At 64.5% G+C, this 22,100-nt stretch carries 22 protein-coding genes; 9 read left to right on the forward strand and 13 right to left on the reverse strand.

Going from position 1 to position 22,100, the window contains the following annotated elements; translation table 11 throughout:
* Window positions 1–48: 48 nt before the first annotated feature.
* Together AC1DS5_RS14830 and AC1DS5_RS14835 are read right to left on the reverse strand one after the other, a co-directional pair.
* Complete coding sequence (locus tag AC1DS5_RS14830) at window positions 49–603, reverse strand: hypothetical protein (RefSeq protein WP_477719012.1); 555 nt, start codon at window positions 601–603, stop codon at window positions 49–51.
* Between the two features lie 65 nt (window positions 604–668).
* Window positions 669–1,121, reverse strand: a complete 453-nt coding sequence (locus AC1DS5_RS14835) for a spore coat protein U domain-containing protein (RefSeq protein ID WP_477719013.1) — start codon at window positions 1,119–1,121, stop codon at window positions 669–671.
* Between the two features lie 274 nt (window positions 1,122–1,395).
* Here AC1DS5_RS14835 and htpG point away from each other — a divergent pair, with 274 nt between their 5' ends.
* Window positions 1,396–3,276: a molecular chaperone HtpG gene (htpG, locus tag AC1DS5_RS14840; RefSeq protein ID WP_477719014.1), complete on the forward strand. Its 1,881-nt coding sequence runs from the start codon at window positions 1,396–1,398 to the stop codon at window positions 3,274–3,276.
* 86 nt (window positions 3,277–3,362) lie between these two features.
* Here the strand turns inward: htpG and AC1DS5_RS14845 are convergent, their stop codons facing one another.
* The 5 genes from AC1DS5_RS14845 to AC1DS5_RS14865 all read right to left on the reverse strand — a co-directional run bounded on the left by AC1DS5_RS14845 (window position 3,363) and on the right by AC1DS5_RS14865 (window position 7,501).
* Window positions 3,363–4,331 carry a tripartite tricarboxylate transporter substrate binding protein gene (locus AC1DS5_RS14845; RefSeq protein ID WP_477719015.1) on the reverse strand — a complete coding sequence of 323 codons (969 nt, stop codon included), beginning with the start codon at window positions 4,329–4,331 and terminating at the stop codon, window positions 3,363–3,365.
* Window positions 4,332–4,444: 113 nt separating this feature from the next.
* Window positions 4,445–5,521 (reverse strand): serine/threonine protein kinase, encoded by a 1,077-nt coding sequence (locus tag AC1DS5_RS14850; RefSeq protein ID WP_477719016.1) that lies wholly within the window; start codon window positions 5,519–5,521, stop codon window positions 4,445–4,447.
* 333 nt (window positions 5,522–5,854) lie between these two features.
* Window positions 5,855–6,274, reverse strand: a complete 420-nt coding sequence (locus AC1DS5_RS14855) for an organic hydroperoxide resistance protein (protein WP_477719017.1) — start codon at window positions 6,272–6,274, stop codon at window positions 5,855–5,857.
* A gap of 87 nt (window positions 6,275–6,361) precedes the next feature.
* Window positions 6,362–6,817, reverse strand: a complete 456-nt coding sequence (locus tag AC1DS5_RS14860; protein WP_477719018.1) for a MarR family winged helix-turn-helix transcriptional regulator — start codon at window positions 6,815–6,817, stop codon at window positions 6,362–6,364.
* 279 nt (window positions 6,818–7,096) lie between these two features.
* Window positions 7,097–7,501, reverse strand: a complete 405-nt coding sequence (locus AC1DS5_RS14865) for an RNA recognition motif domain-containing protein (RefSeq protein WP_477719019.1) — start codon at window positions 7,499–7,501, stop codon at window positions 7,097–7,099.
* A 283-nt stretch (window positions 7,502–7,784) separates the two neighbouring features.
* Here AC1DS5_RS14865 and AC1DS5_RS14870 point away from each other — a divergent pair, with 283 nt between their 5' ends.
* Entirely contained in the window at window positions 7,785–8,726 is a 942-nt protein-coding gene (locus AC1DS5_RS14870; RefSeq protein ID WP_477719020.1) for a class I SAM-dependent methyltransferase, read from the forward strand.
* Between the two features lie 21 nt (window positions 8,727–8,747).
* Here the strand turns inward: AC1DS5_RS14870 and pcaQ are convergent, their stop codons facing one another.
* Window positions 8,748–9,725, reverse strand: a complete 978-nt coding sequence (gene pcaQ, locus AC1DS5_RS14875) for a pca operon transcription factor PcaQ (protein WP_477719021.1) — start codon at window positions 9,723–9,725, stop codon at window positions 8,748–8,750.
* Between the two features lie 101 nt (window positions 9,726–9,826).
* Here pcaQ and pcaH point away from each other — a divergent pair, with 101 nt between their 5' ends.
* The 3 genes from pcaH (at window position 9,827) to AC1DS5_RS14890 (ending at window position 12,158) form a co-directional block, all read left to right on the forward strand.
* Complete coding sequence (pcaH, locus tag AC1DS5_RS14880; protein WP_477719022.1) at window positions 9,827–10,540, forward strand: protocatechuate 3,4-dioxygenase subunit beta; 714 nt, start codon at window positions 9,827–9,829, stop codon at window positions 10,538–10,540.
* A gap of 32 nt (window positions 10,541–10,572) precedes the next feature.
* Window positions 10,573–11,163 (forward strand): protocatechuate 3,4-dioxygenase subunit alpha, encoded by a 591-nt coding sequence (gene pcaG / locus AC1DS5_RS14885; protein WP_477719023.1) that lies wholly within the window; start codon window positions 10,573–10,575, stop codon window positions 11,161–11,163.
* Between the two features lie 278 nt (window positions 11,164–11,441).
* Entirely contained in the window at window positions 11,442–12,158 is a 717-nt protein-coding gene (locus AC1DS5_RS14890) for a hemerythrin domain-containing protein (protein ID WP_477719024.1), read from the forward strand.
* Between the two features lie 8 nt (window positions 12,159–12,166).
* Here AC1DS5_RS14890 and AC1DS5_RS14895 read toward each other — a convergent pair whose 3' ends face one another.
* From AC1DS5_RS14895 to AC1DS5_RS14915, 5 genes are all read right to left on the reverse strand, one after another.
* Window positions 12,167–13,570, reverse strand: a complete 1,404-nt coding sequence (locus AC1DS5_RS14895) for a GAF domain-containing protein (RefSeq protein WP_477719025.1) — start codon at window positions 13,568–13,570, stop codon at window positions 12,167–12,169.
* Complete coding sequence (locus tag AC1DS5_RS14900; protein ID WP_477719026.1) at window positions 13,567–14,088, reverse strand: hypothetical protein; 522 nt, start codon at window positions 14,086–14,088, stop codon at window positions 13,567–13,569. The genes AC1DS5_RS14895 and AC1DS5_RS14900 overlap by 4 nt, the downstream gene beginning before the upstream one ends.
* Window positions 14,089–14,144: 56 nt before the next feature.
* On the reverse strand, window positions 14,145–14,969 hold the full coding sequence (locus tag AC1DS5_RS14905; RefSeq protein WP_477719027.1) for an ABC transporter permease: 825 nt from the start codon (window positions 14,967–14,969) through the stop codon (window positions 14,145–14,147).
* The gene (locus AC1DS5_RS14910) at window positions 14,969–15,913 is read right to left on the reverse strand and encodes an ATP-binding cassette domain-containing protein (protein ID WP_477719028.1); all 945 of its coding nucleotides are present in this window, start codon (window positions 15,911–15,913) and stop codon (window positions 14,969–14,971) included. Before AC1DS5_RS14910 ends, AC1DS5_RS14905 begins: the two co-directional genes overlap by 1 nt.
* A 251-nt stretch (window positions 15,914–16,164) precedes the next feature.
* A complete protein-coding gene (locus AC1DS5_RS14915; RefSeq protein WP_477719029.1) occupies window positions 16,165–16,992 on the reverse strand; it encodes a siderophore-interacting protein in 828 nt (275 codons plus the stop codon).
* A 243-nt stretch (window positions 16,993–17,235) separates the two neighbouring features.
* Here AC1DS5_RS14915 and purT point away from each other — a divergent pair, with 243 nt between their 5' ends.
* The 4 genes from purT (at window position 17,236) to AC1DS5_RS14935 (ending at window position 22,084) form a co-directional block, all read left to right on the forward strand.
* The gene (purT, locus tag AC1DS5_RS14920) at window positions 17,236–18,444 is read left to right on the forward strand and encodes a formate-dependent phosphoribosylglycinamide formyltransferase (RefSeq protein WP_477719030.1); all 1,209 of its coding nucleotides are present in this window, start codon (window positions 17,236–17,238) and stop codon (window positions 18,442–18,444) included.
* A 35-nt stretch (window positions 18,445–18,479) separates the two neighbouring features.
* A complete protein-coding gene (locus AC1DS5_RS14925) occupies window positions 18,480–19,574 on the forward strand; it encodes a mechanosensitive ion channel family protein (protein ID WP_477719031.1) in 1,095 nt (364 codons plus the stop codon).
* Window positions 19,575–19,930: 356 nt separating this feature from the next.
* Entirely contained in the window at window positions 19,931–20,863 is a 933-nt protein-coding gene (locus AC1DS5_RS14930; protein ID WP_477719032.1) for a LysR family transcriptional regulator, read from the forward strand.
* Window positions 20,864–21,091: 228 nt separating this feature from the next.
* Window positions 21,092–22,084 (forward strand): Bug family tripartite tricarboxylate transporter substrate binding protein, encoded by a 993-nt coding sequence (locus AC1DS5_RS14935; protein WP_477719033.1) that lies wholly within the window; start codon window positions 21,092–21,094, stop codon window positions 22,082–22,084.
* Window positions 22,085–22,100: the final 16 nt, after the last annotated feature.

The raw sequence follows: 22,100 nt of genomic DNA on the forward strand, positions 1-22,100 counted from the left end.
GGTAGCTGACAAGGTGAAGGCGGCTTCGGCGCGGCAGGACGTTCATCCTCAGAAGGATACCAGCATCTCAACAGGGCCCGAGCGGCCATCCGCACTGGCCAGACGTATGGAAGTCAGGGTGCCGTGGTCGTCTTCAACGCGGGAGCGCGCCTGCGTTGGCAGCGCCGTGCCTTCGGTATTCACCGCGTAGAGCCGGCTCTCAAAAGCCCAGCCCTCGTCCCCCTCATCGTCGGTTGCGGCAAACTGGCGCTGGTCATCGAGGCGGCAGGTCAGGCCGGCGACCCGATCAGCGCGGGACAGCTCGCTGCGGCAATAGTCCGGCAGCAGGGAGTCCCGGGCCGGCCGATAGCCGGGCATGAACCTGCTGGTGCTGGGGGGGGTGGTGCTGGTGGTTGTGCGTGCTGCAATCTCGACAAACACGTTCGTCGTGCACCGCACCTGGACCGAAGAACTGGTCGTACCTGAATCGCTCGCGCTGGTGCAGCTGTTGCCGCCGGCATTGTTCAGCGTGATCTGCACGCCGAACTGTCCACTGGCGCCACCCGCAAAGCCGCTTGCGGCCGCCAGCATCAGCGAAACCCCGAGGATGAGCTTGTTGGACATATGCATTGGCGCCGGGAGCGGGCGATCCTGCTGTTTTATATCAAGTAGTAGCCTGGCAGATCAGCTTAGTAGGTGATGGTCAGGGTACGCTGTTTGTTGCCCGAACCGCTGTTGGTACAGACGCCGCCGGCGGTCGCACATTTACCGGCCTGATCTGCCGCGATGGAGCCGGTCACGGTGTAAGCCTGTGCAGCGCCGGAGCCGGTGGCACCCGATCCGCTCAGTGCCAGCGTGTAGGCGAGGTCAACGGCGGCATCAGTGATCGAGGTGGAGTCCAGGGCGAGGGTATAAACCAGGTCTTTCGTGCACTGGACCGTGAAGCCGCCTGCGGTGGTTTGCGCTTGGGCACCGGTCTGGAACGAGGTGTAAGTGAAGGCAACGTCCGAGGTTTTGGCGTACTTGCAGGTGCCGGTCAGGCTGATGGACACATCGAACTGGCCGGAAGCGGTGGCAGCCTGAACGGGCAGGGTTGCAACGCTGACAAGGGCCAGGGCAAGCAGTGCGAGAAGTTTTTTCATGAGAATCTCCTGGTGGATGAGGCGAAAATAAGAAGGACCGAATCTGTATGTGACTGAACTGTAACTAGACATTTCACAATTCACCAGTGCAGGAGCCGCTAAAACCCGCTTATGTCGGGAATTTGTCACGTTAGACCGTTGAAATTATTGGGTTTATGCCAAATTACGACAGAACGGGCCGGCGCCAGGAGTTGTAAATAATCCCCAACTCCATTCACATCACCCAGATTCTGCCATTCAACCTGTAACAAGATAATTACATTTAATCCTGACCATGCACAAACAAACCTTGTCCTTTCAAGCCGAAGTTGCCCAGCTTTTGAACCTGGTCACGCATTCGCTGTATTCGAATCCCGACATCTTTTTGCGCGAACTGATCTCCAATGCCTCCGATGCCTGCGACAAGCTGCGCTTTGAGGCGCTCAATGACGCCGCCCTGTATGAATCCGATTCCGAGCTTCAGGTGCGCCTGCGCTACAACAAGACCGCCAACACCCTGACCATTACGGACAACGGCATTGGCTTGTCCGAGCGCGAGGCGATTGACAACCTCGGCACGATTGCCAAGAGCGGGACGCGCGAATTCATGGCCCGGCTGTCGGGTGACCAGAAAAACGACGCGCAGCTGATCGGGCAGTTCGGCGTGGGTTTTTATTCCGGCTTCATCGTGGCCGACCGGATCACCGTGGAAAGCCGCCGTGCGGGCCTGCCGGTGAACCAGGGCGTGCGCTGGAGCAGCGATGGCACCGGCGAGTTCGAGGTGAGCGAGATGGAACGCGCCGAACGGGGCACCAGCATCACCCTGCACCTGAAAGAGGACGCACACGACTACCTGAACGCCTGGAAGCTCAAGGCCATCATCAGCAAATACTCCGACCACATCTCGCTGCCCATCCTGATGCAGAAAGAGGAGTGGAAGGAAGGGGAAGACGGCCAGCCCGGCGAGATGATCGTCACGGGTGACTGGGAAACCGTCAACCAGGCGGCCGCACTCTGGAGCCGGGCCAAGAAAGACATCACGCAGGAACAGTACGACGAGTTTTACAAGCAAATCAGCTACGACAGCCAGGCGCCGCTGGCCACCACCCATAACCGCGTGGAAGGCGGGACCGAATACACCCAGCTGCTGTTCATTCCGGCCAAGGCGCCCATGGACATGTTCAACCGCGACAAGGCCGCGGGCGTGAAGCTCTATGTACGGCGCGTCTTCATCATGGACGACGCGCAGGCGCTCATGCCGACCTACCTGCGGTTTGTGAAGGGCGTGGTGGACTCCGCGGATCTGCCCCTGAATGTGTCACGCGAGCTGTTGCAGGAAAGCCGCGCCGTCAAGGCGATTCGCGAAGGCAACACCCGTCGTGTGCTGTCCATGGTGGAAGACCTGGCCGCCAATGACGCCGAGAAGTTCAAGACCTTTTATGCCGAATTTGGCGCCGTCCTCAAGGAAGGCCTGGGTGAGGATTTTGTCAACCGCGAGCGCCTGGCCAAGCTGCTGCGCTTTGCCAGTTCGACCACCGACACCGTCAGCGTGAGCTTTGCCGACTACAAGGCCCGCATGAAGGAGGGGCAGGACGCGATCTACTACATCACGGCCGACACCCTGGCCGCCGCGAAGAACAGCCCGCAACTCGAGATCTTCCGCAAGAAAGGCATCGAGGTCCTGCTGATGGCCGACCGCGTGGACGAGTGGGCGCTGAACTACCTGCACGAATTCGACGGCACGCCGCTGCAGTCGGTGGCCAAGGGGGCGGTGGACCTGGGCAAGCTGCAGGACGAAGACGAAAAGAAAGCCGCCGAGGAGGCGCAGACCCACTTCAAGCCCATTCTCGACAAGCTCAAGGAAGCCCTGAAAGACAAGGCCAAGGATGTGCGCGCCACCACGCGCCTGGTCGACTCACCCGCCTGCCTGGTGGTGCAGGATGGCGACATGTCCACCCAGCTGGCCCGCATGCTCAAGCAGGCCGGCCAGACCGTGCCGGAGGTCAAGCCGATCCTGGAGGTCAACGCGCAGCATCCGCTGGTGAAAAAGCTGGAGGCCGGTGAACACTTTGACGATCTGGCCCACATCCTGTTCGACCAGGCCTTGCTGGCCGAGGGCGGCATGCCGGAAGACCCGGCCGCGTACGTGCGGCGTGTCAACGCGTTGCTGGTGTAAGGCCGGCATCCATGCCGGCCAAGGTCCTGGTGGAACCGGTCGGCCCGTTGACGGTGTGGGGGCGGGGGCTGGAAAGTAGAGTGGGCTTATTCCACCTTGCCGATGCGCTTGACGACCTCGGCCATGCGCTTGGCATCTTCCTGCACGTACTTCTCGAAGTCCGGGCTGTCCTGGTACAGCACCGGGCTGCCCGCACCCAGAATCACCTCCTTGACCCGGGCGTCCTGTGCGGCGGCTTTCGCGGCGGCGCGCAGGCGCTGGGCAATCGGCTCCGGCGTGGCCTGCGGTATGAACAGCCCCGACCATTGCGCGTACTCGGCATTGAAGCCGACGTCTTTCAGGCTGGGCACCTCGGGCAGCGTGCTCAGCGCGCTGTTGCCCCAATGCGCCAGCACGCGCAGTTTGCCGGCCTTGACCTGCTGCAGCACCGTGGCCGGTCCCGAAGAGACCGCATCAATCTGGCCGCCCAGCAACGCCACCACGGCCGGTCCGGCGCCGGTGAACGGCACGTGCGTCAGTTTCACGCCGGCGGTTTGCGCCAGGATTTCCATCGGCACATGCATGGTGCCGTAGTTGCCCGATGAGCCGTAGTTGATGGCGCCGGGGCGTTTTTTGGCATCGTCAATGAACTGCTGCGCGGTCTTCCAGGGCGCATCGGCGCGCACGGCCAGCACGGTGGGGTCGGCCGTGAAGCGGGCAATCGGCCGCAGGTCGGACAAGGAGAACATGGCGGCCCGGCCCAGCAGGGTGTCGGCCTCGGGAATGACGGTCAGCGACGACAGCGCCAGCAGGACGGTGTAGCCGTCGGGTTTGGCCTTGGCGGCCATGCCCATGCCAATGCCGCCGCCGGCGCCCGCCCTGTTTTCGATCACCACCGGCTGCCCCAGCTCCCGCGACATCGCTTCAGCCACCGGCCGCGCCACCAGGTCGGCCAAGCCGCCGGGCGGGAAGGGCACGATCATGGTGATGGGTTTGGTGGGCCAGGCACCCTGCGCCGCGCACCACCCGGCTGCAGACATGAGAAGGCTGGCGAGCAACAGCGACCGACGTTTCATGCAGTGCTCCTTGTAGACCGGCAACCCCGACAGGTTCGGGGACCCAATGGAAGCATGCTAACGGCCGCCCGCGGTCTGGGCCTCATCGCAATCCCTAGGCGCCTGACGGCCGCCTAGGCTATCAGCGGCGTCTCCTGCATCGCTTCCGTCTGCTCTTCCAGCATGTCGACCTGGCCTTTCCAGTAGTCGCTGGAGCCAAACCAGGGGAAGTTGATGGGAAAGATCGGGTCGTGCCAGCGCTGGGCCAGCCAGGCGCTGTAATGAACCAGCCGCAGCGTGCGCAGCGGCTCGATCAGTGCCAGCTCACGCCGGTCGAATTCGCGAAATTCCTCGTAACCGTCCACCAGGGCGCCCAGTTGCCGGGTGCATTGCCCGCGGTCACCCGACAGCAGCATCCACAAGTCCTGCACGGCGGGGCCCGTGCGCGCGTCGTCCAGGTCGACAAAATGCGGGCCGGCGCCGGGCAGGCCCTCGGGTGTCCACAGGATGTTGCCGGGGTGGCAGTCGCCATGCAGGCGCAGCTGCTTCACGTCGCCCACGCTTTCAAACACGGTCTGCGCCACCAGCATCGCTTCTTCAAAAGCCTTGCGCCAGCGCGACTCCATGTCCAGGGGCAAATAACCATGGGAGCCGTGAGAACCGTGGGCGCCGCCCGCCAGCAAAATATCGCGTGAGGCGTAGCCAAAGGTTTGCAGGTTCAGCGCGGGCCGGTGCGTGAACGGCTGGGCGCTGCCCACCGTGTGGATGCGTGCCAGAAAACGGCCTATCCATTCCAGCACTTCAGGCGTGTCGAGTTCGGGCCGGCGCCCGCCGCGGCTGGGCGAGACGCTGAAGCTGAAGCCGCCAAAATGGTGCACCGTACGGCCGTCCAGCACCAGGGGCCCGATCACCGGGATCTCGGCGGCCATCAGTTCGGCGGCAAACGCATGTTCCTCGGCAATCTGCGCATCGCTCCAGCGCCCGGGCCGGTAAAACTTGACGACCACAATGTCGCCGGCCAGGTCATCGGGGCCGACTGTGTTCTCCAGATGGACCTGGTAGACCCGGTTTTCATAGCTGGACAGCGCCATCAGGCGTCCATCGCCGGCCAGGCCCACGCTGGCCAGTGCATCGAGCACCAGGTCCGGCGTCAGGGTCTCGTAGGCATGAACCGCGTGTTGCGTCGGCGCAGCCGTGTTTTTTTCAGTCATGACCCATTGTCGGCGCAGATGGTGGCTTGCTGCACGGTGCGGGCCGCTGATCCGCGTCGGGAGAGGGCAAATTTTCTAAACCGCTTTGAACCCGGGAGAGGTGAGCGGTATCCGCTATCAAACAATAGGCAATAGGAATAGGCGTTCGCCTCGCCCCGAGCTGCCGGGCGGTTGATTGGCCCACGCGCCTTCCCTGGCGAAAGGGCCGGCGGATCGGGGGGGTGGACCAGAGAGCTGTCGGACCCTGAACGAAAACGGCCCGCCGGTCATTGACCGGCGGGCCGAGGTGCTGGCCGGGCGGCGCAGTTCGCCCAGCCGCCAACCTGGAGGGGCTTACTTCAGCGTCAGGGTCACGTCGATGTTGCCGCGCGTGGCGTTGGAGTAGGGGCAGACCTGGTGGGCAGCGTCCACCAGCGCCTGTGCCGCGGTGGGGTCCATGCCGGGCAGGCTGATGTCCAGGCGCACGGCAATGCCGTAGGCGTTGGGGATTTTGCCGAGGTCGACGCTGGCATCAATCGACAGGTCTTGCGGGAGGGTGATTTTCTGCATGCCGGCCACTGCCTTCATGGCGCCGATGAAGCAGGCTGAATAGCCGGCGGCAAACAGCTGCTCGGGGTTGGTGCCGGTGCCGGAGGTGCCGGGCGAGCTCAGCGTGACGTCCAGGCGGCCGTCGTCGGTCCTGGATTTGCCGTCACGGCCGCCGGTGGTATGGGCGTGGGCGGTGTAAAGGACTTTTTCGAGTTTCGTGGTCATGGTGCTTCCTTGGAAAAATGCCCCGGAATGAGGCGGGTTGGGTTGAAAACGGGGGAATATTCTTGAGGCGGGAGATCGGCAACGCCCTTACGCCACCAGCCGCTGGCGCAGAGCCTGCACCTGCTGTGTCAGGGCCATCAGCTCGGGGATGGAGCACTGGCTGGCGCTCAGGATGCAGCCGGGAATTTTGGCGGCCCTGGTTTTGAGCTTGCGACCCGCGGCGGTCAGGGTGATGTGTACGCGCCGCTCGTCTTCCACGGCACGAATGCGGGAAATCAGGCCCGACGACTCCAGGCGCTTGAGCAGGGGCGTGAGCGTGCCCGAATCCAGGTACAGCCGCTGGCCAAGTTCCGAGACCGTCAGGCCGTCCTGCTCCCACAGCACCAGCATCGTCAGGTACTGCGGATAGGTCAGCCCCAGCTCGTCAAGCAGCGGCTTGTACAGCTTGGTCATGGCCAGCGAGGTGGAATACAGCGCAAAGCACAGCTGGTTGTCCAGTAGCAGCATCGCGTCGGCTGATGGGGTGGCGGTTTTGTTGGGCATGGCTGAATTATACCGCGCAATTAAATTGCGTGCAAGTTAATTGACTGAAAGATGCTTCGGCGATGTTTCAGCGGCTTTAAGTTGCTTTGATACGGACTGGGTCACGCAACGCCAGCTTTTGCAGGTACGCAGTGTGTTCGGCCTGCAAGTCCAGGTGCAGCCTTCCAAAAAGAAAAGGCTTCAAAACCGAAGTTTTGAAGCCTTAGAGGCTTTGCTCAGCGCAAGGCTGAGACAGCTGGTTTGCAACGGCATCTCTGCCGTTGACTGGGTTTGCGGGGTTTAGTAACCGCCGCGGCCACCGCCGCCACCGCCATAACCACCACCACCACCGCCGGAACGGCCACCGCCGCCGCCGTAGCCACCGCCACCAGAGCGATCGCCACCGCCGCCGTAGCCGCCGCCACCACCGAAGCCGCCGGTGCGGGGAGGGCGTGCCTCCATGGGACGGGCTTCGTTCACCGTGATGCTACGGCCGCCCAAGGACTGGCCGTTCATGCCGGCAATTGCGGCTTGCGCTTCGGCATCGCTGCCCATTTCGACGAAACCAAAGCCTTTGGAGCGACCCGTGTCGCGTTCCATCATGACTTTGGCGCTGGTGATGGAGCCGAAAGCGCCAAAAGATTGTTGCAGATCTTCGTCGCGCACCGTGTAAGGCAGGTTGCCGACGTAAAGTTTATTGCCCATGGGGACTCCTCAAAAAACACATAAAAACAAAGCGATGGGGTCCCGAAAGCACAACAAACCCAAAAAGTACGCCGTAGCGCGCGAAACTGACCGATCACCTAACCTGTGCGGGTGTTTTGCAACCCGTACTGCTCGATTATGCGCCCAGAACCGCCGGAGCGCCTTTTTTCATCCTTTCTCCCTGCGGGCGTCATGCCGGCGCGCACGCCGGTCGGGTGCCTGCGCTAAAAGGGCTTTGCACCGCGGCGGATAAGGCCCGGACCGCCCCACTAAAATTGGAGCCATGCAAACCTCCAGCACCGCGCGCGCCGCAAAACCTTCAAAAGGCACTGGAAAGCCTGCGCCCGCTGCGCAGGTCATTGAAGAGCTGCGCCCAGGGCAGTCGATTGAACTGCTCAAGGAGCTGCACATCCTCACGCGCGAGGGCAAGCTCAACCAGGACACCCGGCGCAAGCTCAAGCAGGTTTACCACCTCTACCAGTTCATCGAGCCCCTGCTCAATGAGGTGTCGGCCACCCATCCGGCGCCCACCCTGGCCGACCATGGGGCCGGCAAGTCCTACCTGGGTTTCATCCTCTATGACCTGTTTTTCAATGTCGCGCACCAGGGCCGCAAGGATGCCGGGCACATCTACGGCATTGAAACCCGCGCCGAACTGGTCGACAAGTCCCGCGCCTTGGCTGCACGGTTGGGCTTTGAACGCATGTCGTTTTTGAACCTGAAAGTCGCGGAAGCCACCACGTCGGCCGACTTGCCCGAGCGCATTGACATCGTGACAGCCCTGCATGCCTGCGACACGGCCACCGACGACGCCATTGCCTTTGGCCTGGCCAAGCATGCGCGGCACATGGTGCTGGTGCCGTGCTGCCAGGCCGAGGTGGCGGGCGTGCTCAAGAAGAGCCGGGCGCTGAACCTGGCCAAGACCCCGCTGGCCGAGCTGTGGCGGCACCCGCTGCACACGCGCGAGTTCGGCAGCCAGATCACCAACGTGCTGCGCTGCCTGCAGCTCGAGGCCAACGGCTACCAGGTCACGGTGACCGAGCTGGTGGGCTGGGAGCATTCAATGAAAAACGAACTGATCCTGGCCAGCCTGCCCGCCACGCCCAGCGCGGCCAAAACCCGTGCAGCCCAGGCGCGCCTGCAGGAGGTTTTGCAGACCCTGGGGCTGGACGAGCTGACGGCGCGTTTTGCGGTGACCGCGCAAACCGCCGCCGTAGCTGCCTGAGCGCTCCAGCCGCCTGGCCGCCTACCCCGCAGGCGCGTCCAGGCCCCGGTGTGCGGCCGCCAGCAGGCGCAGGGCGCCAATCACTTCGGCCTGGGCAACGGTGGGAGCCATGTCGGCGCGCAGGCTCATGCCGACCAGTTCCTCGGTGCCCGCCATGCTCACGGGCAGGGTCGCCAGCAGGCCGCTGTCCAGGTCCTGCTGCACCGCGCCACGGGGCGAAAACCAGACCGCATCGCTGCGCACGGTGTAATTGCGCGCCCCGGTCACTGACAGCGTTTCCACCGTGCGCACCAGCTGGCCCAGGCCGCGCGTCAGCAAAAAACTGTCGGCCGTGTGCCGGATCGCCGTGCCCTGCGTGGGCAGGATAGCCGTGAAAGCTGGCAGGTGCGCCAGCGCATCGGAGCGCAGGGCAGCGTCCCGGATCAGCGGGTGATCGGGCCGCACGGCCAGCACCAGCGGGTCGGCATACAGATGCTCGAAGGTCAGGCCCACCATGTGGGCCGGCTCGGCAAAGCGGCCAATCACCAGATCCAGCTCGCGCTGGCGCAGTTGCGTGAGCAGGGCCGGATTCGGCGCGGTATGGATGCGCAGGCTGCAAGCCAAGCCCACCAAGCCCGCCGGGCGGCTGACGCGGCTCGCCGCATCCAGTTGCAGCAGCAGCGCGGGCATGAGCTGCGGCGCCACCGTGGGCAGCACGCCCAGCGTCACCACTTCGCTGCCGTGCGGGCGGGTGGGCGCGACGCTGGCCACCGCTTCGCGCAGCGCACTCACGCTGGCTCCGGCGTGGCGCGCGAAGGCATCGCCGCTTCGCGTCAGCACCGCGCCACGGCGGCCCCGCTCAAAGAGGCGCACCGCCAGCAGGGCCTCCAGTTCTTTCAGCGTTTTGGAAACGGCCGGCTGCGTGATCGACAGCACCCCCGCCGCTTTCTGCAAACTGCCATGCTGGGCCACCGCCAGAAAGCACTGCAAATGCCGGAATTTAATGCGCTCGTCAATCATGCGTAACTATAGCCATTGGTTATGGAAAAGTGCAATAAATATCAATATACATAACCATTGATATTGACTAAAGTCATCCATCACTTGAAACAGGAGACCCCATGAGCAGCGACCTTCAAACCAGCTATCTCGCCCCGCGTGACTGGGCCGCCCACCCATCCCACATTTACCCGTACTACAAATCAACCTTGCTGCGCGGCCCCAAACAACCCCTGGTGCCCATCAAGCTGGCGCTGGCCCAGCTGAATGCGCCGGTCTATGGCAGCGATCAACTCGGCCCGCTCGACCATGACCTGACCAAAAATGCGGTGAAAAACGGCGAGCCGCTGGGTGAACGCATCATCGTCACCGGCCGCGTCATGGACGAAGACGGCCGCCCCGTGCGCAACACGCTGGTCGAAGTCTGGCAGGCCAATGCCGCCGGCCGCTATGTGCACAAGGTGGACCAGCACAACGCGCCGCTGGACCCCAACTTCCTGGGTGCCGGCCGCTGCATGACAGACGGCGACGGCCGCTACACCTTCATGACCATCAAGCCCGGCGCCTACCCCTGGGGCAACCACCCCAACGCCTGGCGGCCGCAACACATTCACTTCTCGCTGTTCGGCGACTACTTCGCCAGCCGCCTGGTGACGCAGATGTATTTTCCGGGCGACCCGCTGTTTGCCTACGACCCGATGTACCAGGGCGTGCCGGCCGACTCGCGCGAACTGATGGTGGCCAAGTTCAGCCTCGACGTCACCCAGCCCGACTTTGCGCTGGGTTATGTGTTTGACATCGTGCTGCGCGGCCCCCGGGCCACCCGTTTCGAATAAGCAGGAACATCAGGAATAGCAGGAACACGACCATGAGCCAACTCAAACAGACCCCCTCGCAAACCGTCGGCCCCTTCTTTGCCTACGGCCTCACACCCACGCAATACGGCTACGACCTCAAAAGCCTGTTCACCCCGGTGTTGGCCCAGCCAAACGCGCAGGGCGAACACATCCGCATCACCGGCCAGGTGTTCGACGGCGCAGGCCAGAGCGTTCTTGACGCCATGGTCGAAATCAGCCAGCCCGACGCCAGCGGCCAGCCCGTCGCTTCAGTGGCCGATGCCCAGGCCAAAGGCTTCACCGGCTTTGGCCGCTGCGGCACCGGCACCCTGCCGGACAACCACTTTGCCTTTGACACCGTGAAGCCCGGTGCTGCCGCCCCGGGGCAGGCGCCATTCATCAATGTCTGCGTCACCATGCGCGGCCTGCTGGTGCACACCTTCAGCCGCATTTATTTTGACGATGAAGCCGCTGCCAACAGCCAGGACGCCGTGCTGGCCAGCGTGCCCGCCGAGCGCCGCGCCACGCTGATTGCCAAGCGTGAGATGACCGGCGCCGGGCCGGTTTACCGCTTTGACATCCACATGCAGGGTGAGAAGGAAACGGTTTTCTTCGACCTTTGACGGAGCGTTTTGAAAGGGTGGTGCCGGGACGCGGCTGGCGGCGGGAGCCACCGGGAACACTGGCAAGCGCAGCGCCGCCCCTGCTGCCTCTGCCTCTGCATCTGCATCTGCCTTTACCTGAGGCGGTTTAAGGTTTTTTTAGGGTTGCCGTAGGCATTTTTTAGCAATGCCGGCAGGCGCATCTTTCTAGACTTTGGCATGGTTTTTCGGTACTGCTGGCGCGTGGCGCTACGCCGGGGAGCCTCCAAGCAGGCAGTCGCCTGAGAAAGAAAAGCCCCATGAACATCACCCCCCAGGAAATGCTACAGGTCGCCGCGCAGGATGCGCCGCGCCTGGACCTGTACGCCGGCATTCACAAGGCCTTGCGCGCACTGATGGCCGATACCCTGCTGGCGCTGGGCCGCACGGACACCGACGATGCGCTGGAGCTGGCCCAGGCCAGCCAGCGGGTGATGGAATTGCTGGATTTTTGCGCCTCGCACCTTCAGCACGAGAACGCGTTCATTCACGCGGCCATGGAGGCGCGCGCCCCCGGTGCCAGCGAGGCCATCGCCCATGAGCACGAGGAGCATGAGCGGCACATTGGCGAGCTGAGCGGCCTGGCCTGTGCCCTGCTCAAGCTGGAGGCGAAGCAGCGCGCCGGCGCGGCGCTGGAGCTGTACCGGCAACTGGCACTGTTCATCGCCGACAACTTCCAGCACATGCATGTGGAGGAAACGGCCCATAACGCAGTGCTCTGGTCGCGCTACACCGACGCCGAACTGGCCGAGCTCCACGCCGCCCTGGTCGCCTCCATCCCGCCGCAGGAAATGATGTACGTCGTGCGCTGGCTGGTGCCCTTCATGAACCCGGCCGAGCGCATCGCCATGATGGCCGATATGCGGGCGCACGCACCGGCGCCGGCTTTTGCCGCGGCACTGGACACTGTCAGGCCGCACCTGAGCGACCGGGAGTGGGCCAAGCTCACCCGCGGCCTCGGGCTGCCGACTGCATAGGGGCAGGCTCAGGTCGCCACCTCTGCCAGCACCAGCGGACGCTGCACCGCCAGCCTGAAGCGGCCCCGTCCGGTTTTCTCGATGCGGATGTGCGGGCCGTGCTCCGCCAGGCGGCGTTGCAGCAGCAACAGGCGCGCTTCGAGGTTGTCGGTCACGTCAGGCAGGTGAATGGCCGGGTCCAGCCGCAGCTCGCGGTTGGAAAACTCGGTCCGGCCCAGCCGGACATGGTCGGTCACCAGCTTCCAGAAGATCGCGCCCGCCACGCCCTTGATCAGGTAGCTGTCGTTGACAAACACGCTGTCGTTGCTCTGGAAGCGCCGCAGCTGCAGGGCCGCACCACCTGCCTTGGCGCCAGGGCCTTCCGCCTGCCGGTTCCCCGCTGCCGCCGGCGGTGCGGCGTCCGCCAGTTCGGCGGCCTCCGGACCGGCCTGCATCAGGTCGATGGCCGCCCCCAAGTGACCGGCCAGCGCGACCAGCGCGTCTTCTTCTTCAAAGCCAAACTGCAGGTCGTTCGGGCTCTCGGCAAACAGCACGCCCAGCAGCCGGCCGACAGAAACGATGGGCGCCGCCACCTGGCTGTGCGGCTCGGCCAGGCCCGGGTAGGGAATGTCGGTCTCCAGCATCAGCTCAGGCGCGCTGGCGCCCAGGCCGGTTTTAATGGCCCGGTTGTAGGCGTAGGCGTTGCTCATGTGCACGATGCGAACCGGGGTGCGTTCCCGCGCGGCCACGCCAATCACGCCCTGGCCCATTTCAATTTCCGAGCCCACACCCGATGTGGCATAGCCGCAGCTGGCCACGGTGTAGAGCCGCTGGGTGGCCGGATCCAGCATCAGCACCATCGCATGCTGAATGCCCACAAAATCGGTCAACGTCGCCAGCGCGGCATTGAGCAGCTCCCCCAGCCCGGTGCAGCGCGACAGCCGCTCGCTGCCGCGGCGCAGCCCGGTCAGCATGCTGGCGCGCGGTGGGGCGGCGGGCAGGGGCTCGCCGGCAATGCACTCGATCGCCTGCACTTCGTAGATGTCCGAGCCCTGCAGCCTGAACACGCCCGCCATGCCGCTGTGCGACGCGATGCCGGCCAGCTGGGCCTTCATGCCCTCAAATACCGGGCCTTCGGTTTCGGTGCGCAGGTAGCGAATGTGCATGCGGAAAAACGCCGCCGTGACCGGGTGCAACACCAGCACCGTGGCGTAAGGATTGGCCAGGATGTTTTTGCGCGTCTTGTTGAAGAACTGGAAAGACAGCGCCACATGGCGTTCGTCCACATAAAACACCTGCGAGATATAGGCCACATTGGGCGTGCCGTCCAGCGCGCAGGTGGCCATGACGGCCGGGATGGCGCCCTCCAGGCAGGGGCGTATGTCCGCCAGGCAGGGTTCCGGGGCCAACTGCGCCGATTGAGCTGCGTTCATGACGGACTCCCGGGGCCATGGGGCAGCGGCGCACCGGCTTGGGGGCCGGGCGTCTGGTCAAACGCCTGCGCCGGCTCAAAGCTGATGGCCACCAGGTCATCCAGCCGGCGCGCCAGCATGGCCCGGGTAAACACCGGCGCGTAACCGACCCGCTGGATTTCTTCTTCCATGGACGCCACATAGCAGTCCAGCGCCGGCTCGTCCGAGGCCTCGGCGCAGCGGATGCGCGCACTCGCGGCCTTGACCTGGACCGTGCGGTGCGAACTCGGCTCGGAAAACACCACGGCGATGCGTCCGGTGCTGGCAATGTCCTGGATCAATTGCCGCGACTGCTGCCGCGACAGATACACCGTGATGCTGTGCCCAGCCGGCGCAATCGCGCAGCCCACCGCCCGCATGATGCTGGGCCGCATCTCGAGGCTGCAGGCGCTCACGATGACGGACACGCCCTTGCCCATCATGGTGACGAGCTCTGGCGGCAGCAGCGGCGCCGGTGTATCGGGCATGGCAGCGTTCATGCGGCCAAATTGTAGGGGCGTTGAGGTGCGACCCCCTGCAGATCGTGAACAGGCTCTTAGTTGCGAAACCGCTTGCGCGTCAGCACCAGCGCAATCCAGAAGCCCGCCGCCGCATAAAACACCAGCAGCGCCAGATGCTGCAGTCCCTGCGCCGGCCACTGGCCCAGAAACAAGGGGCGCACCAGCTCCACCGCCGCCGTCAGCGGCAGCCAGTCCGAGATCACCCGCATCACGCCCGGCAACTGGTCGCGCGGGAAAAACACGCCGCTCAGGAACATCGTTGGCGTGAGAAACAGCGTGAAGTAGTAGGTGAAAAAGTCATAGCCCTTGGCCAGTGCGTTGAAGATCAGCGCAATACTGGAGAAGGTAATGCCCACCAGCCCGAGCAGCGGCCAGGCCAGCAGCAGCATGGGGCTGTGGCTGATGCCCAGCGCCAGCATCACCACCAGGATGATGGTGGTGGTGAACAGCGACTTGAAGGCAGCCCACAGCATTTCGGCAAACACCACGTCATCGAGCCGCACTGGCGCATTCATGATGCCGTCCCAGGTGCGCTGCACCTGCATGCGCGAAAACGCCGAATACAGCGCCTCAAACGACGCGGCGTTCATCGCACTCATGCAAATCGAACCGCTGGCCAGGAACAGGATGTAGGGTATGGCCGTGCCGTTGAGCTGCACCTGCCCGACCAGCGCGCCCAGCCCGTAGCCGAAGGCCACCAGCGTGATCAGCGGCTCGGCGATGTTGCCGACGAGGCTGGGAATGGCCAGCTTGCGCCAGACCAGCAGGTTGCGGCGGAAGACGGGCAGCCAGCGCGGGCTGATTTGCGGTGGCCTGAGCAGTGCCTGCCCTGCGGTCGGGGCGCCCGGTATGGCGGACATCAGCCTTCCTCCCTGATTTGGCGGCCGGTGAGCTTCAGGAACAGGTCCTCAAGATTGGCCGGGCGGTGCAGCGTGCGCAACTGCGGAAAGTCCGTCAGCGCGTTCAGCAGGCGCTTGGCATCCAGCGTGTAAAAGAACACCGTCTCACCGCTGACTTCGGTGCGCGCGGCCAGCGCTTTGAGGGGTGAATCGGCCAGCGCCAGGGCGCCGTTTCCATAAACCTCCACCACATCGGGTTCGAGGTTTTGCGCAATCAGTTCGCGCGGCGTGCCCTCGGTCATTTTCTTGCCGTGGTCCAGCACCAGCAGGCGGTTGCACAGGCGTTCGGCTTCGTCCATGAAATGGGTCGTCAGCAAAATCGATTTGCCCTGCTGAACCAGCCGCTGCAGGCGCTCCCACATCAGGTGCCGGGCCTGCGGGTCCAGGCCGGTGGTGGGCTCGTCGAGCATCAGCAACTGCGGGTCATTGACCAGCGCGCGGGCCAGGCTCAGGCGCCGCTTCATGCCACCCGAGAGTTCACTGAGCTTGGCATTGGCCTTGTGCGTCAGCGCGGCAAACTCCAGCAGCCGCGGAATCCGCTCCCGGATCACTGCGTCCTTGAGGCCGAAGTAGCGTCCGAACACCAGCAGGTTTTCCGCGCAGCTGAAATCCGGGTCCAGGCTGTCGAACTGGCTGACGATGCCCAAGCGCGCCTTGATGGCCAGCGCGTCCTGCGGCATCTGCAGCGTGCCTGCCGCATGACCGTTGGAATAATAGGAAACACTGCCGGCATCGGGGGCGGTCAGTCCCAGGCACATGCGTATGGTGGTGGTCTTTCCGGCGCCGTTGGGGCCTATGACCCCCAGGCATTCGCCCGGTGCGATGCTGAAAGACAGCTGGTTGACGACGATGGTGTCGCCGTAATGCTTGCTCAGGCCGGCGACTTCAAACAGGGGCTTGCTCATGCGGCCATTGTGCCCACTCTATAACCACACCCCCGTCCAGGCTCACTGCGTGTAGCCTGTTCCCCCCTCAAGGGGGCGGCGCCTGGGGCCGGCAAAGCCGGACCCGCGGCCCCCACTGGTGAAATACCCTACTGGGTTACGCCACTGAACTCTTGAACCAAGCATGAGCCGCGGGACTGGCTTTGCCAGACCGCAGGCGGGCGGCCCCCTCGGGGGGCAGCGACCCACACGAAGTGGGGGAGCGTGGGGGCTCAATCTTCGCCGTAGTCGTGGTCCGGGTGATTGACCGTGCCCAGCTTCCAGTAGCCGCGGCCCACGATGCGGCTGCGTTCCACGCCAAGTTCTTCAATGAGCAACTGGCGTATGCGGCGCATGGCGGCGGCTTCGCAGGCCAGGTAGATGCGGGCATCCGCGGCGGGCGCGCCGGCTTTGCGCAAGGCGGCTTCCAGCGCCTGGCCGGCCTGGGTGTTGTCGGCGCCGCGCGCCACCCAGCGTGCGTCCACTTTCGCGGCGCTTTGCAGCGGGCGCTCTTCGGTGCCATCGACCACTTCGACCAGCACCTTTGCCTGAGCGCTTGCGGGCAAGCTCGCCAGAATGGTTTCAAACGCGGGCAGGGCGCTGTCGTCACCTATCAGCACGTGCACGGGTGCGTCCAGCGCGAGTTTGTAGCCCGGGCCTGGCCCCATCAAAAACAGCACCTGGCCCGTCTGCGCCTGCGCGACCCAGGTGGACGCGGGGCCGTCGCCGTGCAGCACAAAGTCCACGTCGACTTCGTGCACGTCCGCACGCACGGCCAGCGGCGTGTAAGTGCGCATGGCCTTCGGCTTCGGGCCGTCGGGCAGTGGGCGGTCCGGCTCGGTCTGCCCAGGCTCGGGAAAAATCAGCTTCATATAGCTGGCTGGGTCGCCCACCTCAAAGCCTTCAAGCTCCGCGCCTTGCAAGGTGATGCGGCGCATCAGCGGGCTCAGGGTCTGCACGCGGGTGACCTGCACGCGGCGCGGCGGCCGGCGCTTGCGCGGCGCGGCCTCGGATACAGGGGCTGCGGCGGGGGTGGAGGGCGAAGTGGGTGTGGTGGACATGTGTCTTTCAGAGGAGCGGCGCATCGTGCGCTGCTTGAGGGAGAAACGGAGAAACGTTCTAATTGAGAATTATTATCATCTGATTGCAATGACCGGTGCTTTGCAGGGGCAAAGCGGGCCGGCGTCCTACCCGGGGCTGCGGGGCTTGTGCAGTAAAGTAAGCCCAAGCGGTGCCCAGGCGCCCAGCCTTGCGGCCGCCGTTCCCCTTTTCTCCCATTTCTCCCACTTCTACCTTCTGCGCTTATGACCACTTTCGGAACCCCTTTGTCCCCCCATGCCACCAAAGTCATGCTGCTCGGTTCGGGCGAGCTGGGCAAGGAGGTGCTGATTGCGTTGCAGCGCCTGGGCGTGGAAACGATTGCAATAGACCGCTACGACAATGCGCCCGGCCAGCAGGTTGCCCACCATGCGCGCACCATCACCATGAGCGACCCGGCTCAGCTCAAGGCGCTGATTGAAAAGGAAAAACCTGACCTGGTCGTGCCCGAGATCGAGGCCATCGCCACGGCCATGCTCGAGGAACTCGAAGCCGCTGGCACGGTGCGCGTGATCCCGACGGCCCGCGCCGCCCGCCTGACCATGGACCGCGAAGGCATTCGCCGGCTGGCCGCCGAGACCCTGGGCCTGCCGACCAGCCCCTATGTGTTTTGTGATTCGCTGCAGGAGCTGCAGGCCGCCATCGATTCAAAAATCGGCTACCCCTGCATCGTCAAGCCGGTCATGAGCTCCTCGGGCAAGGGCCAGAGCAAGATCGCCGGCCCCGCCGACGTGAAAACCGCCTGGGACTACGCCATGGCCGGTGGCCGCGTGAGCCACGGCCGGGTGATCGTCGAGGGCTTCATCGACTTTGACTACGAGATCACGCAGCTCACCGTGCGCGCCCTCGGCGCTGACGGCCAGGTGGAAACGCATTTTTGCGAACCGATTGGCCACATCCAGGTCAGCGGCGACTACGTGGAAAGCTGGCAGCCGCACCCCATGCGCGAGGCCGCCCTGCAAAAAAGCCGGGCCATTGCCAAAGCCATCACCGACAACCTGGGCGGCCAGGGTCTCTTTGGCGTCGAGCTGTTCGTCAAGGGCGACGAGGTGTGGTTCAGCGAAGTCAGCCCGCGCCCCCACGACACCGGCATGGTCACCATGGCCACGCAATGGCAAAGCGAGTTCGAGCTGCATGCGCGCGCCATCCTGGGCCTGCCGGTCAACACCGCGCTCAAGAGCCCGGGCGCCAGCGCAGTGATTTACGGCGGCGTGGACGCCCACGGCATTGTGTTTGACGGCGTGGCCGACGCGCTGCGCGTGCCCAACACCGACATTCGCCTGTTCGGCAAGCCCGAGAGTTTCGTCAAGCGCCGCATGGGCGTGGCACTGGCGTTTGATGCCGATGTCGAGGTGGCGCGTGCCAACGCCAAGCTGGCCGCGTCCCGGGTCAAGCCCCGGGTGGTGAAGGGCTGATGCATGCTGACAGGGCTGCGGTATGAGGCTGCGGTATGAACCTGTCTGAGCTCGTCGCCTGGGTGGACGACTCGTCGCTGCGCATCGTGCTGGCAGCCGGTGTCAGCGTTGTGCTGGCGCTGGTGGTGGCCCGCATCGGTGCCGCCATCGTGCTGCGCGTGACGCGTTCCATGCCGGTGCTGGCCAAAGTGGCGGAGCAATGCCGGTCCCCTGCGCAGTTCCTGCTGCCATTGATTGCCCTGCAGGTCGTGTGGCACAGCGCGCCCGATGCCTTCTCGCTGATCGGCGGAATACGCCATGCCAATGGCCTGTTACTGCTGGCCACCCTGACCTGGGCGGGCATGCGCGCGGCCCGCGGGGCAGCGCTGGGTGTGATTGGCTTGCATCCGGTCGATGTGGCTGACAACCTCAATGCCCGCCGCATCCACACGCAAACTCGCATGCTGGCGCGCACCCTCATGTTCGTCGTGCTGATGGCCGGGCTGGCCCTGATGTTGATGACCTTTCCCGGTGCCCGGCAGTTTGGGGCCAGCCTGCTGGCTTCGGCCGGTGTGGCGGGGCTGGTGGTCGGTATTGCCGCGCGCCCCGTCTTCAGCAACCTGATTGCCGGCTTGCAGATTGCGCTGGCCCAGCCCATCCGCATTGACGACGTCCTCATCGTCCAGGGCGAGTGGGGGCGGGTCGAGGAAATCACCGGTGCCTATGTGGTGCTGAAGATCTGGGATGAGCGGCGCATGATCGTTCCGCTGCAATGGTTTATTGAAAATCCCTTTCAGAACTGGACACGGAACAGCGCGCAAATCATCGGTACCGTGCTGCTGTGGGTGGATTACCGCATGCCGATGGAGCCGCTGCGTCACGCCGCACTGCAGGCCTGTGAAGCGGCTGCTGAATGGGACAAGCGGCTGTGCCTGCTGCAGGTGGTGGAGGCGGGGGAGCACAGCATGCAGTTGCGCTTGCTGGTCACGTCGGCCAACTCCAGCCTGAACTGGGATTTGCGCTGCAAGGTGCGCGAGGCGCTGGTGGATTTCATGCAGCGCGAGTACCCGCAATACCTGCCCCGCATGCGGGCCGAGTTGGCGCAAGCGCCGCAGCCAGGGCAGAACGCGGCGGGCGGGCTGGCCGGCTGAGCCAAAGCCCGCAGGCCCGCAGCCCAAGGCAGTCAGGCAACGCGGACAGGCAGGGCGCGCATGCGATGATCAAGGGCATCACGAAAGGTGATGGTTGAACCTAGAAACAGCAGTTGACCGCTCACAAACTTCAGGAAAGCCGCATGCCCATTGACTTTCCCCTCTTCGATCGCGTTCACCTTCTGGGTGACAGCGCTATGCGTCCGATTGCACCGTGCTCGACGCACCATGCGGCGTTGCTCCGCCTTGCGGGCAGTAGCCCACTGCGTTGTCACGCCTTGCCTGGCACGCCGATCACGGCGCACTCAGACGCATCCAACTGCCGTTTCTAGGTTGAACCCACCGGAGGATTTTGCATGGAACTGCGCCAACTGCGTTACCTGGTCCGGGTGATCGAGCTGGGCAGCATCAGCCGCGCCGCGCTGGACATGGACCTCGTGCAATCGGCATTGAGCCAGCAGATCAGCCGGCTGGAGAGCGAGCTGTCCACCCGTTTGCTCCAGCGCAGCCCCAAGGGCGTGACCCCGACCGAGGCCGGCATGGCGTTTTTCCGCGAGGCGCAACTGGTGCTGCGCCACGCCGAGCAGGCGGCGCGAGCGGCGCAGCAGTCGCGCCTGTCGGGCAGTGTCAGCGTGGGCATGGCGCCCACTACGGCCGCCGTGCTGGGCCTGCCGCTGATCCGCGCCATGCGTGAACGCTACCCCGATGTGCGCCTGCATATGGTGGAAAGCCTGTCGGGCCATCTGACGGCCATGCTCAATGCCCGCCAGCTGGACCTGGCCATGCTGTTCAACACCCAGGCGGGGCGCCGCTGGAGCGTGATGCCCCTGCTCGAGGAAAAGCTGTTTTTGATCCGGTCACGCCGCACGCTGGCGGGCAAACCCGCCGACCGCATCCGTGTGGCGCAGCTGGCGGGCTTGCCGCTGATACTGCCCACCGGCACGCACGGCTTGCGCAGCACGATCGAAAGTGCCTTTGCCCGGGCCAAATGCAAGCCCACGCTGGTGGCCGAAATCGACTCACTGGCCATGCTGATGGATGCGGTTGACAACGGCCTCGGCTGCACGCTGCAGCCCTGGGCCGCGGTGAGCCGGTTCACCGATGCGACGCAGCGCTTTCATCTGGCGCAAATCTCCGACCCCCTGGCGCGCCGCGTCAATTCACTGTGCAGCCTGTCGGACGACGAGCTGTCGCCCGCCGCCCTGGCGGCGCGCGTGGTGCTGGCCGATTGCGCGACCGAGGCCGTGCGCTCCGGCCGCTGGCTGGGCGCCCGGCTGGTGGACGCCTGAGGCCAACTCGGCGCGTTGCCATCACGATTGGTGATACCCCCATGCCGCCGACCCGCTAGGCCTGCCGGTGTTTTGGCGCTAAATTCCAGCGTGGCTGACAACCCGGCCGGGTGATCAACGCCGGCGGTCCCGGCGTCATGGGTGCCTCAGATGTATCGAGTGTCACAGGTGTCATTTCCTGGCGCCGTTCGCCGCGCTTCAGCTTCAATTACTACAAGGAGACCCGTCATGATGAGCCCTTCCATTTCCCGGCGTGTGCTGTTGCAGGCCGCCGGCCTGGGCGCCTCGGCGCTGGCCTTGCCGTATGCGCTGGGGCAGTCGGCATGGCCGTCGCGGCCGGTTCGCTTTGTGGTGCCGTTTGCACCGGGAGGCACTTCTGAAATCGTCGCGCGCTCGGTGGCCGCCGAGCTCAGCAAGCAGCTGGGGCAAAGTGTCTACGTGGAAAACAAGCCGGGCGGGGCGGGCACGGTGGCGATGCAGGAGGTGGCCAAGTCCCCGGCCGACGGGCACACCATCATCCTCGGGCATGTGGGCACGCTCGCCGTCAATCCCTACATGCTGAAAAACCAGCCCTATGACGTGAACAGGGATTTCATCCCGGTGACCCTGCTGGCCAAGGTGCCCAATGTCTTTGTGATCCATCCGGATGTACCGGCCAAAAACTTCCAGGAATTTGTCGCCTATGTGAAGAAAAACCCGGGTCAGCTCAATTACGGCTCGGCCGGCAATGCCAGCGCCGGGCATCTGGCCATGGAATATCTGAAGCTGGTCACCGGCATGTTCATCACGCACATTCCTTACCGCGGCACCGGCCCGCAGCTGACCGATCTGCTTTCGGGTCGTACCCAAGCCTCGTCAGCCGGCCTGCCGGCCCTGAGCGCGCACATCAAGAGCGGCAAGTTGCGCGCCATCGCGGTGGGCACCGCGCAGCGTATTTCCGGCCTGCCCGATGTGCCCACCGTGGCCGAGATGGGCTTCAGGAACTTTGAGACCTCGCAGTGGTACGGCATCCTGGCGCCGGCCGGCACGCCCGCGGACGTCGTCAAGCATCTGCAGGAAGAGTCGCTGAAGGCCCTCAAGTCCTCGGCCGTCACCGCCCGCTTCGCCACGGACAACGCGGTTGGCGGCGGCGGGCCGTCCAGCGAATTTGCCGCGTTTATCGCGAGCGAGCAAAAGATCTGGAGCGACATCGTCAAGCGCGCCGGCATCCACGCCGATTAAACGTCAAAGGGAGTCG

It is taken from the genome of Polaromonas sp. P4_H1 (assembly GCF_056400945.1).

Coding starts and splice junctions, on each gene's coding strand:
- AC1DS5_RS14830 (WP_477719012.1), bottom strand. CDS start 603: ATGTCCAACAAGCTCATCCTCGGGGTTTCGCTGATGCTGGCGGCCGCA.
- AC1DS5_RS14835 (WP_477719013.1), bottom strand. CDS start 1,121: ATGAAAAAACTTCTCGCACTGCTTGCCCTGGCCCTTGTCAGCGTTGCA.
- htpG (WP_477719014.1), top strand. CDS start 1,396: ATGCACAAACAAACCTTGTCCTTTCAAGCCGAAGTTGCCCAGCTTTTG.
- AC1DS5_RS14845 (WP_477719015.1), bottom strand. CDS start 4,331: ATGAAACGTCGGTCGCTGTTGCTCGCCAGCCTTCTCATGTCTGCAGCC.
- AC1DS5_RS14850 (WP_477719016.1), bottom strand. CDS start 5,521: ATGACTGAAAAAAACACGGCTGCGCCGACGCAACACGCGGTTCATGCC.
- AC1DS5_RS14855 (WP_477719017.1), bottom strand. CDS start 6,274: ATGACCACGAAACTCGAAAAAGTCCTTTACACCGCCCACGCCCATACC.
- AC1DS5_RS14860 (WP_477719018.1), bottom strand. CDS start 6,817: ATGCCCAACAAAACCGCCACCCCATCAGCCGACGCGATGCTGCTACTG.
- AC1DS5_RS14865 (WP_477719019.1), bottom strand. CDS start 7,501: ATGGGCAATAAACTTTACGTCGGCAACCTGCCTTACACGGTGCGCGAC.
- AC1DS5_RS14870 (WP_477719020.1), top strand. CDS start 7,785: ATGCAAACCTCCAGCACCGCGCGCGCCGCAAAACCTTCAAAAGGCACT.
- pcaQ (WP_477719021.1), bottom strand. CDS start 9,725: ATGATTGACGAGCGCATTAAATTCCGGCATTTGCAGTGCTTTCTGGCG.
- pcaH (WP_477719022.1), top strand. CDS start 9,827: ATGAGCAGCGACCTTCAAACCAGCTATCTCGCCCCGCGTGACTGGGCC.
- pcaG (WP_477719023.1), top strand. CDS start 10,573: ATGAGCCAACTCAAACAGACCCCCTCGCAAACCGTCGGCCCCTTCTTT.
- AC1DS5_RS14890 (WP_477719024.1), top strand. CDS start 11,442: ATGAACATCACCCCCCAGGAAATGCTACAGGTCGCCGCGCAGGATGCG.
- AC1DS5_RS14895 (WP_477719025.1), bottom strand. CDS start 13,570: ATGAACGCAGCTCAATCGGCGCAGTTGGCCCCGGAACCCTGCCTGGCG.
- AC1DS5_RS14900 (WP_477719026.1), bottom strand. CDS start 14,088: ATGAACGCTGCCATGCCCGATACACCGGCGCCGCTGCTGCCGCCAGAG.
- AC1DS5_RS14905 (WP_477719027.1), bottom strand. CDS start 14,969: ATGTCCGCCATACCGGGCGCCCCGACCGCAGGGCAGGCACTGCTCAGG.
- AC1DS5_RS14910 (WP_477719028.1), bottom strand. CDS start 15,913: ATGAGCAAGCCCCTGTTTGAAGTCGCCGGCCTGAGCAAGCATTACGGC.
- AC1DS5_RS14915 (WP_477719029.1), bottom strand. CDS start 16,992: ATGTCCACCACACCCACTTCGCCCTCCACCCCCGCCGCAGCCCCTGTA.
- purT (WP_477719030.1), top strand. CDS start 17,236: ATGACCACTTTCGGAACCCCTTTGTCCCCCCATGCCACCAAAGTCATG.
- AC1DS5_RS14925 (WP_477719031.1), top strand. CDS start 18,480: ATGAACCTGTCTGAGCTCGTCGCCTGGGTGGACGACTCGTCGCTGCGC.
- AC1DS5_RS14930 (WP_477719032.1), top strand. CDS start 19,931: ATGGAACTGCGCCAACTGCGTTACCTGGTCCGGGTGATCGAGCTGGGC.
- AC1DS5_RS14935 (WP_477719033.1), top strand. CDS start 21,092: ATGATGAGCCCTTCCATTTCCCGGCGTGTGCTGTTGCAGGCCGCCGGC.